Raw genomic sequence first — 13451 nt, 5'->3', positions numbered from 1 at the left:
GCCCGGCTCCCACCGTTTGCACGCCCCTTCCGCCCCATCCGCCGCCTCCGCCGCCGCATCACTTGCTCTTCCCTCACTTCCCCCACAAAGACGGGACCCCCGATGAACGCTGTGTCCGCGGCCCTCGTGGCCCCCGCCGCTCCTGCGAACGCCCCTCTCGCTCCCGCCACCACCTCGCCCGCCGACCCCTTCCCGCTCCTCGGCAACGACGCGGTCGTCTTCGCCGTGGGCAACGCCTACCAGGCGATGCACTACTACCGCACCGCCTTCGGCATGCGCGTGACCGCCTACCGCGGCCCCGAGACCGGCACGCCCGAGACGGTCTCCTACGTCCTGGAGTCGAAGGACGTCCGCTTCGTCGTCACCTCCCCGGTCCAGCCGGAGACCGGGCCCGGCCGCGTCCTCGCCGACCACGTCGCCGCGCACGGCGACGGCGTCACCGACGTCGCCCTGCAGGTCCCCGACGCCCGTGCCGCCTACGCCCACGCCGTCGCGCGCGGCGCCCACGGCCTCGCCGAGCCGTACGAGCTGACCGACGAGCACGGCACCGTCACCCTCGCGCGCATCGCCGCCTACGGCGAGACCGTCCACACGCTCGTCGACCGCACCCGCTACGACGGCCCCTACCTGCCGGGCTACGCGGCGGTCGACCCGGGCCGCTTCGGCCCGCAGAGCGAGCCCCTCTTCGAGCTCATCGACCACGTCGTGGGCAACGTCGAACTCGGCGCCATGAACAAGTGGATCGACTTCTACCAGGAGGTCATGGGCTTCGCGCAGATCCAGGAGTTCACGGACGAGGACATCGCCACCGAGCTCTCCTCGCTGATGTCCAAGGCCCTCGGCGACGGCAGCGGCAAGGTCAAGTTCAACGTCAGCGAGCCGGCCCCCGGCAGGCGCAAGTCGCAGATCGACGAGTACCTGGAGTTCTACGGCGGCCCCGGCGTGCAGCACATCGCCCTCGCCACCGACGACATCGTCGGCACCGTGCGCGCCATGAAGGCGGCCGGCGCCGAGTTCCTCACCACGCCCGGCGCCTACTACGACGTCCTCGCCGAGCGCATCGGCGACATGCGCGTGGCGGTGGACGAGCTGCGGGAGCTGAACATCCTCGCCGACCGCGACGAGGACGGCTACCTGCTGCAGATCTTCACCAAGCCGGTCCAGGACCGCCCCACCGTCTTCTTCGAGATCATCGAGCGGCGCGGGTGCAAGGGCTTCGGCAAGGGCAACTTCCAGGCGCTGTTCGAGGCCATCGAGCGCGAGCAGGCGCTCCGCGGCAACCTCTGACGCGCCACCGCACCGACGAACGACCCCGCACAACCTCTGGAGAGAGCTGATCACATGACGGTGTGGTTCATCACCGGCGCCTCGCGCGGCCTGGGCCTGGAGCTCGTCCGGGCCGCCCTCGCCCACGGCGACCGGGTCGTCGCCGCGGTCCGCGACCCGCGCGCCTTCACGGGCACCCTGCCGGAGACCGCCGGCAACCTCCTCGTCCTGCCGCTCGACGTGACGGACGAGGAGCAGGCCCGTACGGCCGCCGCCCGCGCCGCCGAGCACTTCGGCCGGATCGACGTGCTGGTGAACAACGCCGGGTACGGGGTCGTCGGGGCGATCGAGGAGACCTCCGGCGCCGAGGTCCGGGCCCTGTTCGAGACCAACGTCTTCGGGCTCCTCAACGTGACCCGCGCCGTCCTGCCCTTCCTGCGGGCCCAGCGCTCCGGCCACGTCATCAACATCGGCTCCGTCGGCGGCTTCGCCCAGGGCGCGGGCTCGGGCATCTACGGGGCCAGCAAGTTCGCCCTGGAAGGCATCACCGAGGCCCTGAACGCCGAGGTGGCCGCCCTCGGCATCAAGGTCACCGTCGTCGAGCCCGGCCAGATCCGCACCGACTTCTTCGACCCGTCGAGCCTGCGCCCCGCCGCGCACACCATCGACGACTACGCGGAGACCGCCGGCGCCCGCCGCACCGACTTCGCGCGGACCAACCACCGCCAGCCCGGCGACCCGGTCAAGGCCGCGCGGGCCGTGGTCGCCCTCGCGCACACCGCAGAGCCGCCGCTGCGGCTGCCGCTGGGCAGCGACAGCGTCGCCCGCATCGAGGCCAAGCTCGCGCACGTCACCGGCGAGCTCGCAGCGTGGCGGCACGTCGCCCTGTCCACCGACCACGACGCGCCGTCCACCCACCACGACGCCCCTTCCACCGACCACGACGCCGCGGAGGCCCGGGCGTGACCGCGAACCCCACCGAGATCCCCGCCGGGAAGACCGGGAAGACCGGCACGATCAGCACAACCGGCACGACCGGCACGACCGGCAAAGCCGTGCTCACCGAGCGGATCGAGAAGGCCCTCGCCGCCCCCGCGACCGACGACGCCTTCGACGTCCACGCCGCGCTGGAGGACGTCCTCGCCGGCATCGGCATGACGGCCGCCGACACGGGCGGCACCATCACCTTCGAGGGCGCCGACCCCGTCGTCCCCTCCACCCTGCGCCTGGGCGCGGCCGCCGGCATCGCCCTCGTCGCCAAGTCCGCCGCCGTCGCGGCGCTGTGGCGGCAGCGCGGCGGCGAGGGCCAGGACATCTCCATGGACCTCAGGGTCGCGCCGCACCGGCTGTGCCCCTTCTACGACCGCAAGTGGGAGCTGATCAACGGCAGCCCGCTCAGCGAGTCGTCCAACCCCAGCAACGCCCTGGGCTGGGCTTTCTACCGCAGCCGCGACGGCCGCTGGATGATGCCCCAGAACATGTACCCCAAGATCAAGGTGGCGGCGCAGCGCTTCCTCGGGGTTCCGGACGACGCCGACGCGGTGGCCGCGGCCATCGCCGCCCGCGACGCCCGCGAGCTGGAGGAGGCCGGCAACGCCGCGGGCGTCGTCATGGCGATGCTGCGCGAGACGCGCGAGTTCCTGGCCGAGCCGCAGTACCGCGAGCACCTGGCCCACGCCCCGCTCATAGAGATCGAGAAGATCGGCGACAGCGACCCCGAGCCGCTGCCACCGGGGGCGGAGCAGCCGCTCGACAGGATCCGCGCCCTCGGCATGGGGCACGTCATCGCCGGCGCCGGGATCGGCCGCGCCCTCGCGCTGCACGGCGCCGACGTGCTGAACCTCTGGCGCCCCGACGAGCTGGAGCACGAGCGCAGCTACATCAGCGCCAACGTCGGCGTCCGCTCCACCTACCTCGACCCGTACGGGGCCGAGGGCTCCGAGCGGCTGCGCACGCTCCTGCGCGGCGCGGACGTCTTCTACGCCAACCGCCGCCCCGGATACCTCGACAAGATCGGCGTCTCCGAGCAGGAGGCCGCGGCCCTGCGCCCCGGCATCGTCTACGCGACGAACTCCCTGGCCGGCCGCACCGGGCCGTGGGCCGGCCGGATCGGCTTCGACCAGACCGCCGGCAGCCTCACCGGCATCATGAACCTGGAAGGCGACGGCGACCGCCCCCAGCTGCCGCCCGTCCAGGTCGTCAACGACTACATCACCTCCTGGCTCACCACCGCCGGCATCGTCGAGGCGCTCCGCCGCCGCGCCCGCGAGGGCGGCAGCTACCGCGTCCACGTCTCCCTCGTGCGCGCCGCCCTGTGGATCCTGAGCATGGGCGTCTTCGACCGGGACTACGCCCACCAGGTCGCCGGATCGAGCCCCCGCCACCTCTACCTCGACCCCGAGACCTTCACCGCCGACACCCCGCTCGGCGCCTACCAGGGCGTCACCGACCAGGTGCGGATGTCGCGGACCCCCGGCGGCTACCGGCACGTCCTCGTGCCGCGCGGCTCCTCCCGGCCCGAGTGGCTGACGGACGAGCCGGCCGGCGAGCTGACCGGCGGACCGACCGGTGAAACGGCCGGCGGACCGACCGGCGGACCGACCGGTGAGAAGAGGCCCGCATGACCGGCCCGAGCAGAAGGTCCCTCCTGGCCGGGACCGTGGCGGGCACCGCCGCCGCCCTCACCGCCCGCCCGGCGGCGGCCGCGCCCGGCGCTCCCGCGCCCGGCACTCGCGCGTCCGCGGCCGGCCTCCCGCCCGTCACGGTGCGCCCCGGCGACCCCCGCTACGGCGATCTCGTCGTGGGCAACAACGCCCGCTGGGTGGGCCGGCCGGAGACCGTGCGGCTCGTCAGCACCACCGAGCACGCCGTCCGCGCCGTGCAGGACGCCGTCGACGCGAAGAAGCGGATCTCGGTCCGCGGCGGCGGGCACTGCTACGCCGACTTCGTCTTCAACCCGCAGGTGCAGACCGTCATCGACATGACGCCGATGAACGCCGTGTCCTACGACGCCGCCCGCCGCGCCTTCTGCGTCGAGGCCGGCGCCACCCTCCTCGACGTCTACGAGGCCCTCTACAAGGGCTGGGGCGTGACCATCCCGGGCGGGCGGTGCTACTCGGTCGGCGTCGGCGGGCACGTCAGCGGCGGCGGCTACGGCATGCTCTCCCGCAAGCACGGGCTCACCGTCGACCACCTGTACGCCGTCGAGGTCGTCGTCGTGGGCGCCGACGGCAGGGCGCGCCCCGTTGTCGCCACGCGCGAGGAGCACGACCCGCACCGCGACCTGTGGTGGGCCCACACCGGGGCGGGCGGCGGCAACTTCGGCGTCATCACCCGCTACTGGTTCCGCTCGCCCGGCGCCGAGGGCACCGACCCGGCCGCCCAGCTGATCCACCCGCCCAAGGAGGTGCTGGTCAGCGCGCTGGCGCTGCCCTGGAGCGCGATGGACGAGGCGGCCTTCACCGGGCTGGTGCGCAACTACGGCACCTGGCACGAGAAGAACGCGGGCGCCGATTCCCCGTACGCCTCCCTGTGCAGCTTCCTGACGCTGTGTCACCAGGCGAACGGCAGCGTCAGCCTGCTCACGCAGATGGACGCGGGCGTGCCCGGCGCCGAGCAGTTGCTGCACGACTACATCGCGGCGGTCACCGCCTCCCTCGGCAAGGGAGCGGCCCGGCCCATGACCGGCCCGGCGGGGGAGAACCCCCCGATGCCGGACCTCTTCCACCCCCGCCGCCTGCCCTGGCTCACCGCAACGAAGTTCCTGGGCACGAACAACGCGGCGCTGGTCAACCCGACCCTGCGCGGGGCCCACAAGTCCGCGTACATGCGCCGGGTCTTCACCGACGGGCAGATCGCCGCCATCCACCGCCACCTGACCCGGACCGACCACCGCAACCCGAGCTCGATGGTGTCGCTGCTGTCCTTCGGCGGGCGGATCAACGCGGCGCGGCCGGGGGACACCGCCTCCGTGCAGCGCGACTCCGTCTACAAGGCCCTGTTCCAGTCCCTGTGGGCGGACCCGGCGGACGACGACGCGAACGTGCGCTGGACCCGCGAGTCGTACGGCGAGGTGTTCGCCGCGACCGGCGGCTATCCCGTGCCCGGCCCGGCCACCGACGGCTGCTACATCAACTACGCGGACAGCGACATCACCGATCCCGCGCACAACAGGTCCGGAGTCCCCTGGCAGACGCTCTACTACGGCAGCAACTACCCCCGGCTGCAGCGGATCAAGGCCGTCTACGACCCGGGGAACGTCTTCCGGCACGCGCAGTCCATCTCCCTGCCGGCCTCGTAGCCCGGCCCGGCCCGCCGGGACCGGCGCCGAAAGCAAGAGCCCGCGAAATCCCGCAAAAGCCCGGAAAAGCTCGCAAGAGCCCGCAAGAGCCCGCAGAACCAGGAAGAGTCCGCAAGAGCCGCAAGAGTCCGAAAGAGGGCGTGAACTCGTGATGCGCACGATGGCAGTAGTCGGCACCGGACTGATCGGCACGTCGGTGGGGCTCGCGGTGAGCCGCCACGGAGTGACCGTCCACCTCGTGGACCGGGACGAGACGGCGGCCAGGACCGCGGCGGCGCTCGGCGCGGGGGTGCTGGACGCGCCCCGCGGGCCGGTGGACCTCGCCGTGCTGGCTGTCCCGCCCAGCCAACTGGGCCCCGTGCTGGCCGAGCAGCAGCTGCGCGGGCTCGCCCGGGCCTACACCGATGTCGCGAGCGTGAAGTCGGCGCCCGAGCGGCACGTCCTCGCGGGCCTCGCCGACGCCTCCTCCTACGTGGGCGGCCACCCGCTCGCCGGCCGGGAGAAGTCGGGGCCGCTCGCCGCCCGGGCAGGCCTCTTCGAGGACCGCTCCTGGGTGCTCACCCCCTCCGAGGCCACCTCGCGGGAGACCCTCAACCGCGCCCTGGAGATGATCTCGCTGTGCGGCGCGGTGCCGGTGCTGATGGGCAGCCGGGAGCACGACGCCGCGGTGGCGCTGACCTCGCACGTGCCGCACGTGCTGGCCAGCCTCATGGCCGCGCGCCTGCAGCACGCTCCGCGGGAGGCGTCCCGGCTCGCCGGGCAGGGGCTGCGCGACGTCACCCGCATCGCCGCGGGCGACGCCCGGCTGTGGGGCGACATCCTGCGGTCCAACGCCGCCGCCGTGGCCGGCGTCCTGCGGGAGGTCCAGGCCGACCTCGCCGACGTGCTGGCCGCGCTCACGGAGCTGTCGGCCGCGCCCGCGGACGGCGGCGCGCCCGGCCTCGACGGCGTCGTCGGCCTCCTGGACCGGGGCATCGCGGGGATGAGCGCGATCCAGGGGCGCGGCGGCGCCCCGGCCGCCGGCCCGGTGCGGCTGCGGGTGGCCCTCGGGGACCGGCCCGGGGAGCTGGCGCGGCTGCTCGCCTCGCTGGCGGACCTCGGCGTCGGGGCGGACGACGTCACGCCGCGCAGCAGCGGCGGCACGGGGCTGGACGTGGAGCTGGCCGTCGCAGCGCTCACGGCGGAGGACGTCCGGCGCAGGCTCGTACGGGACGGCTTCGCGTCCGCGGACCCGGCGGACGGGCCCGCGCAGCAGCGGGCGGCCGCGGGCGGCGTGCTGACCGGAGCCACGCCGTGACCTGACCGCCGTGAACGCAGGAAGGGCCGGACGGAGATCCGGCCCTTCCTGCGTTTCGGTGCGAGCCCGCGCGGGCGAGGCGCGGGACGTCAGTGCGCGGAGCGCGCCGCCGTCCGGCGGTGCTGCGCCGCCTTCGCGCGGTTGCCGCAGATCGCCATCGAGCACCAGCGGCGCCGCCGGCCCACCGACTTGTCGACGAACCGGCCGCTGCAGTTGTGCCCGTCGCAGATGCGCAGCCGCGCGCGCGTGTCCGCGGCGCCGAGCAGCGTCGCGGCGTCGACGGCGATCCGGCACAGCGCCCGCCGGGCGTCCAGCGGCGCGGTGTCCGTGCGGAAGACGGCCTCGCCGCCCTCCACGTCCAGGCGCGGGGGGTGCTCCGCGAGGCGCGCCAGCCAGGCGTTGATCGTCCGGGCCGCGGCCTCCGGGAACGCCTCACCCGCGACGGCCGAGCGGTACCCGGCGTCGATGGCCTCGCGCAGCTCCCTCGCCTGCACGAGCAGCTCCTCGTCCACCGCGACCCGCTCGGGGGTGACCTCCGCCTCGGCGAACCACTCGGCGAGGTCGCCCGGGCGCACGAGCAGCTCCCGGCCGCCCTTGAACCGGTCCCTGCGGGTGTTGACGAAGTCGACGCTCAGCCGGCCGCCGTACCAGACCCAGCGCTCGGGCACTTGGCGATCTTGCACCTGTTCCACTGCCATAACCCCATGATAGGTTACGCGGACCGAGTAACCGTACTACCGGTTAGCAAGGCCGGGAGAGAGGTTGTGCGATGTCCCAGCAGGCAGCGGCCGCAGAGACGAAGGCGGGGTGGGCGGGCGCCGCGAAGGTCTGGCTCCTGGCCCTCGGCATGTTCGCGATAGGCACGGACCTGTTCATCGTGTCCGGGCTGCTGCCGGCGCTCGGCAGCGAACTGAACCTGTCGACCGCCGCCGCCGGCCAGACCGTCACCGTCTTCGCGATCACGTACGCCGTCGCCGCGCCGATCCTCGCGAGCGTCACCTCCCGGCTCGACCGGCGCACCCTCCTGCTGGCCGTGCTCCTCGTCTTCGCCGTGGGCAACGCCCTCTCGGCCGTCGCCCCGAACTACACCGTGCTGCTCCTCAGCCGTGTGGTCGCCGGCGCGTCCGCCGCGCTCTACGCCTCCACCGCCTCCGCGGTCGCCGCCCGCATCACCGCGCCCGAGCGCCGCGGCCGCGCCCTCGCCATCGTCTACGCGGGCATGACCAGCGCCATCGCCCTGGGCGTCCCGATCGGCAACGCGATCGGCGAACTCTCCTCCTGGCGCTGGGCGTTCGGCTTCGTCGCCCTGCTCGCCCTCGTCACCGCGCTCGGTGCCGCCGCCGGCATCCCGTCCGTGGCGGGCAACCCGGGCCTCGGCGTGCGCGAGCGCCTCGGCGCCGTGCGCATCAAGCGCGCCCCCACCGCGATGCTCACCACCACGCTCTGGGTCGTCGGCACCTTCGTCGTCTACACCTACCTCGGCACCATGCTGGAAGAGGTCAGCGGCGCCTCCGACGGGGACCGCACCTGGCTGCTCCTGCTGTTCGGCATCGGCAGCTTCGCCGGCGTCATGGGCGGCGGCCGGCTCGCCGACCGCGTCGATCCCGGCCGGGGTCTCGCCGGCACGGTCGCCGTCCTCGCCGCCGTCCTCGCCGCGCTCACCCTCGCCCTGCACTCGGTCGCCGGCGCGGCCGTGGGCCTCGCTGTCTGGGGCCTCGTGCACTGGGCCAGCTTCCCGCTCATCCAGCACCGCCTGCTCTCCATCGGCGGCAAGAACGGGGACATGCTCCTGGCGCTGAACAACAGCGCCGTCTACATCGGGCAGACCGCGGCAGCCGTGGTCGGCGGGCTCTTCGCCGACGCCGGCCACCTGCGGCAACTGCCCCTGGCGGGCGCCGCCTTCGAGGTGCTCGCCCTCATCGCCCTCGCGATCGGCGCGCGGGCCGCGGCACCGGCCCCGGAGGCCGCCGGGGCCGCACAGGCTCCGGCGCCGCGGACCGCCGCCGGGCCCGTGGACTCCCGCTCCTGACCCCACCCGGGAACGCGAGTCCACGGCCCGCCCGCGGGGTAGCCCGTACATCGGCACACATCGGCAACGCAGCACCACAAAGGGGGATCCGGGCCACATGCTGAACCTGCGGCGCCTGAAATACTTCGTCGTGCTCGCGAGAGAGCTCCACTTCGGACGTGCGGCCGAAACGCTGGGGATCACGCAGTCGGCGCTGTCACAACAGGTGAAGGCCCTGGAGAAGGACGTCGGCGTCGACCTCATCACCGGCCGCGGCGCCAAGGGCGCCGAACTCACCGAGGCCGGCCGGGAGCTGGTGGAGGGGGCGGACCGGATCCTGACGCTCTGCGACGACCTCACCGGCCGCCTGCGCGAGGTCGCCACCGGCCGGGCCGGCTCGATCGCCCTCGCCTACAGCCTCTCGGGAGCCTCGCTCGGGCAGCAGGACGTCGTCGAGGAGTTCCGCCGGCACTTCCCCGGCATACGGGTCGAGACCGATTCCGGCTGCTCCTCGCGCAACATCGAGATGCTGCTGGACGGGCGGGTCGACGTCGCCTTCATCCGCCAGGAGGCCCGCAGCCCGGAGGTGGACTCCTTCGTCCTGGCCGAGGAGGAGCTGGTGGCCGTCTTCCCCTCCGGTCACCGCCTCGCCTCCTCCCTGCGCATCTCGCGCGAGCAGCTGCGGGCCGAGCCCGTCGTGATGTGGCCCCGCAAGCTCGCCCCCGAGCTGTACGACCGCATCATCGGCCAGGTCTGGGGCGAGGAGACGCCCCGCATCGTGCAGGAGGAGCCGGACTACGAGAGCGTGTGCGCCTTCGTCGAGCGGGGCACGGCCGTGGCCGTCATGGACCGGCGGGTGGCGGAGCGGTTCGTCCGCCACGGCATGTCCGTGCGCCGCTTCACCGCGCCCGTCCCGGTCACCAAGATCGCGGTGGCCTGGCGCCGGGCCACCCGTTCGCTCGTGGTGGACCACTTCCTGTCGGTGGCCCGCTCCAACGGCCACCAGCTCACCGGCAGTCACCGGACGCCACGCGGCGTGCAGTACACCGACCTCGCGGGCGTGGAGATCTCCAGTACGGCGTAAAGGCGGGCAAGCCGGGCGTCTGGGTGAAGCCACAGGGCGCGTCCGAGACGCTTGGCCGAAGTCACAGAATGCGACGCGGGTTCGCCACGAGAGCCCGCGATCGTGGATGATGGGTCCAGGAACCTCAGCCCGATCCGGTCTTCGGCCCGGTCTGACTCCCCACCCGCTCTGTACGTAAATCGCAGGTGAGAGAGCCAGTATGCGTTTCCTCAACGACCAGAAGCCGCCGTACGACCTCACGTACGACGATGTGTTCATGGTGCCGAGCCGCTCCGCGGTCGGCTCCCGCCAGGCGGTGGACCTCTCCGCCCAGGACGGGACCGGGACCACCATCCCCCTCGTCGTCGCCAACATGACCGCGATCGCCGGCCGCCGCATGGCGGAGACCGTCGCCCGCCGCGGCGGCCTCGTCGTCATCCCGCAGGACATCCCGATCGAGGTCGTCACCGACGTCATCTCCTGGGTCAAGAGCCGTCACCTCGTGCTCGACACCCCGATCGTCCTCAGCCCCTCCCAGACCGTCGCCGACGCGCTGTCCCTGCTGCCCAAGCGGGCCCACGGCGCCGGCGTCGTCGTCGACGCGGACCACCGCCCCGTCGGCGTCGTCACCGAGCACGACCTGACCGGCGTGGACCGCTTCACCCAGCTGTCCGAGGTCATGTCCAAGGAGCTGCTGCTCCTCGACGCGGACATCGACCCCCGCGAGGCCTTCAACCAGCTCGACGCCGCCCACCGCAAGCTGGCCCCGGCCGTCGACAAGGACGGCAAGCTCGCCGGCATCCTGACCCGCAAGGGCGCCCTGCGCGCGACGCTCTACACCCCCGCCACCGACGCCAACGGCAAGCTGCGCATCGCCGCCGCCGTCGGCATCAACGGCGACGTGGCGGGCAAGGCCAAGGCCCTGCTGGAGGCCGGCGCCGACACGATCGTCGTCGACACCGCGCACGGCCACCAGGAGACGATGATCGCCGCGATCAAGGCCGTCCGCGGCCTCGACCCGCAGGTCCCGATCGTCGCGGGCAACATCGTCGCCGCCGAGGGCGTGCGCGACCTCATCGAGGCCGGCGCGGACATCATCAAGGTCGGCGTGGGCCCGGGCGCCATGTGCACCACCCGCATGATGACCGGCGTGGGCCGCCCGCAGTTCTCCGCCGTCCTGGAGTGCGCCGCCGAGGCGAAGAAGTACGGCAAGCACGTGTGGGCCGACGGCGGCGTCCGCCACCCGCGCGACGTGGCCATGGCCCTGGCCGCCGGCGCGTCCAACGTGATGATCGGCTCCTGGTTCGCCGGCACCTACGAGTCCCCGGGCGACCTGCAGCAGACCGCCGACGGCCGCTCCTACAAGGAGTCCTTCGGCATGGCCTCCGCCCGCGCCGTGCAGAACCGCACCTCCACCGAGTCCGCCTACGACCGCGCCCGCAAGGGCCTGTTCGAGGAGGGCATCTCCACCTCCCGCATGTTCCTCGACCCGGCCCGCCCGGGCGTCGAGGACCTGATCGACTCGATCATCGCGGGCGTCCGCTCCTCCTGCACCTACGCGGGCGCCGGCTCCCTGGCCGAGTTCGCCGAGCGTGCCGTCGTCGGCGTCCAGAGCGCCGCCGGCTACGCCGAGGGCAAGCCGCTGCACGCCAGCTGGCAGTAGTACCGAACCCCGAAAAAGGGGCGTGATCCGGTTCGCCGGGTCACGCCCCTTTTTTGCTGCCCCTGTACCGATTCATAACGCGACGTGCAACGATCGCCTGTTTCGGACCCCCGGACGCAATGATCAGCCGGGCATACGCAAGAATGGTGCATTACGAGCGCGGGCCCGAACCTCGTAGGGTCTGCGCAGAACGTGGAGTGGCGGGTACCGCTTGCTCGGCGGTACCCCCTCGCTACGGGTTTGCTCTGTCATGCCCGCGTGCCCCGGTGCCGCCGTGGGCCGCCGCTTCCTGACCGGCATCCCCCGACCGGCAGTCATGAACGGAGCACCCCCGTGTTGGACCAAGGCATCGCGCCCCCCGTCACCGGTGACAAGCGGCCCACCCCGCCGCCGGCCGCCGGCTTCGGCGCCCGCCTGATGCGCCGCAAGCCCGTCGAGCGACTGGTCGCCGAGGGCGGCCAGGGCGAGGGCGGCACCCTGCGCCGTTCGCTCGGCATGTGGCAGCTGACCATGATCAGCATCGGCGCCACCCTCGGCACCGGCATCTTCGTCGTGCTCGGCTCGGCCGTCCCCGACGCCGGCCCGGCCGTCGTGATCTCGTTCGTGCTCGCCGGCGTCACGGCGCTCTTCTCGGCCCTGTCCTACGCCGAGCTGGCCGGCACCATCCCCGTCTCCGGCTCCTCGTACTCCTACGCCTACGCCACCCTCGGCGAGATCATCGCCTGGGTCTGCGGCTGGTGCCTGATCCTGGAGTACGGCGTCTCCGTCGCGGCCGTGGCCGTCGGCTGGGGCCAGTACCTCAACGAGCTCCTCGACGGCACCATCGGCGTCACCATCCCGGCCGCCCTGGCCAACCCGCCCGGCACCGACGGCGGCATCTTCAACCTGCCCGCCCTGCTCGTCGTGCTGCTGTGCATGGCCTTCCTGATCGGCGGCGCCAAGGAGAGCGCCCGCGCCAACGCGATCATGGTCGGTGTGAAGATCGTGGCCCTGCTGCTCTTCTGCGCCGTGGCCTTCACCGGCATCCGCGCCGGCAACTACACCCCCTTCATGCCGCTCGGCCTCGGCGGCGTCAGCGCCGCGGGCGCCACGCTCTTCTTCTCGTACATCGGCTTCGACGCCGCCTCCACCGCCGGCGAGGAGGCCAAGAACCCGAAGAAGGACCTGCCCAAGGCGATCATGCTGTCGCTGCTGATCGTCACGGTGCTGTACGTGCTGGTCGCGGCCGTCGCGGTCGGCGCCATGCCGTGGGGCGACTTCGAGGGCTCCGAGGCCGCCCTCGCCGGGATCATGAAGGACGTCACCGGCCAGAGCTTCTGGGCCGTGCTGCTCGCCGCCGGCGCCGTCATCGCCATCGCCAGCGTCGTCCTCACCGTCCTCTACGGGCAGACCCGCATCCTCTTCGCGATGTCCCGCGACGGCCTGGTCCCCAAGGCCTTCTCCAAGGTCAACCGCAAGGGCGTGCCGCTGGCCAACACCGTGATCGTCTCGCTGTTCTGCGGCATCCTGGCCGCCGCGGTCCCGCTCGGCCAGCTCGCCGACGCCACCAGCATCGGCACCCTCTTCGCCTTCGCCCTGGTGAACGTCGCCGTCATCGTGCTGCGCTTCACGCGGCCCGACATGCACCGCAGCTTCCGGGTGCCGCTCTCGGGCGTGCGGGTCCCGATGGGCCGGACGCAGGTTCCGCTCGGCCTGATCTTCCCGGTCCTGGGCTTCGCGATGTGCGTCTACATGATGCTCAGCCTCGACGTCATCACCTGGGAGGTCTTCGGCGGCTGGATGCTCGTCGGCCTGGTGATCTACCTGGCCTACGGCATGCGCAGCTCGCGCCTGGCGACCGAGGGGGCGGCCGGG

10 protein-coding genes are annotated in these 13451 nt (G+C 73.0%); 9 read left to right on the top strand and 1 reads right to left on the bottom strand.

Annotated features, from left to right (window positions below):
- Positions 1 to 102 precede the first annotated feature (102 nt).
- The 5 genes from hppD (at position 103) to ACSNOH_RS27735 (ending at position 6863) form a co-directional block, all read left to right on the top strand.
- On the top strand, positions 103 to 1287 hold the full coding sequence (gene hppD / locus ACSNOH_RS27755) for a 4-hydroxyphenylpyruvate dioxygenase (RefSeq protein WP_436724174.1): 1185 nt from the start codon (positions 103 to 105) through the stop codon (positions 1285 to 1287).
- 54 nt (positions 1288 to 1341) lie between these two features.
- Entirely contained in the window at positions 1342 to 2232 is an 891-nt protein-coding gene (locus ACSNOH_RS27750; RefSeq protein WP_436724173.1) for an oxidoreductase, read from the top strand.
- The gene (locus ACSNOH_RS27745) at positions 2229 to 3890 is read left to right on the top strand and encodes a CoA transferase (protein ID WP_436724172.1); all 1662 of its coding nucleotides are present in this window, start codon (positions 2229 to 2231) and stop codon (positions 3888 to 3890) included. Before ACSNOH_RS27750 ends, ACSNOH_RS27745 begins: the two co-directional genes overlap by 4 nt.
- Positions 3887 to 5566, top strand: a complete 1680-nt coding sequence (locus ACSNOH_RS27740) for an FAD-binding oxidoreductase (protein WP_436724171.1) — start codon at positions 3887 to 3889, stop codon at positions 5564 to 5566. Before ACSNOH_RS27745 ends, ACSNOH_RS27740 begins: the two co-directional genes overlap by 4 nt.
- A 160-nt stretch (positions 5567 to 5726) precedes the next feature.
- Positions 5727 to 6863: a prephenate dehydrogenase gene (locus tag ACSNOH_RS27735; protein WP_436724170.1), complete on the top strand. Its 1137-nt coding sequence runs from the start codon at positions 5727 to 5729 to the stop codon at positions 6861 to 6863.
- An 89-nt stretch (positions 6864 to 6952) separates the two neighbouring features.
- Here the strand turns inward: ACSNOH_RS27735 and ACSNOH_RS27730 are convergent, their stop codons facing one another.
- Positions 6953 to 7561, bottom strand: a complete 609-nt coding sequence (locus ACSNOH_RS27730) for a CGNR zinc finger domain-containing protein (RefSeq protein ID WP_436724169.1) — start codon at positions 7559 to 7561, stop codon at positions 6953 to 6955.
- Positions 7562 to 7632: 71 nt separating this feature from the next.
- Here ACSNOH_RS27730 and ACSNOH_RS27725 point away from each other — a divergent pair, with 71 nt between their 5' ends.
- The 4 genes from ACSNOH_RS27725 to ACSNOH_RS27710 form a co-directional block, all read left to right on the top strand.
- The gene (locus ACSNOH_RS27725; RefSeq protein ID WP_436724168.1) at positions 7633 to 8892 is read left to right on the top strand and encodes an MFS transporter; all 1260 of its coding nucleotides are present in this window, start codon (positions 7633 to 7635) and stop codon (positions 8890 to 8892) included.
- Between the two features lie 97 nt (positions 8893 to 8989).
- Positions 8990 to 9955, top strand: coding sequence for a LysR family transcriptional regulator (locus tag ACSNOH_RS27720; RefSeq protein ID WP_436724167.1), 966 nt, complete (start codon positions 8990 to 8992; stop codon positions 9953 to 9955).
- 199 nt (positions 9956 to 10154) lie between these two features.
- Entirely contained in the window at positions 10155 to 11597 is a 1443-nt protein-coding gene (locus ACSNOH_RS27715; RefSeq protein ID WP_436724166.1) for a GuaB1 family IMP dehydrogenase-related protein, read from the top strand.
- 333 nt (positions 11598 to 11930) lie between these two features.
- On the top strand, positions 11931 to 13451 hold a 1521-nt coding region (locus tag ACSNOH_RS27710), incomplete at its 3' end, for an amino acid permease (RefSeq protein ID WP_436724165.1).

The organism is Streptomyces sp. URMC 127, assembly GCF_051386535.1.
Taxonomy (GTDB): Bacteria; Actinomycetota; Actinomycetes; order Streptomycetales; family Streptomycetaceae; genus Streptomyces.
The sequence above is the reverse complement of the archived record's forward strand: the minus strand, read 5'-3'. Positions and strand labels throughout refer to the sequence as shown.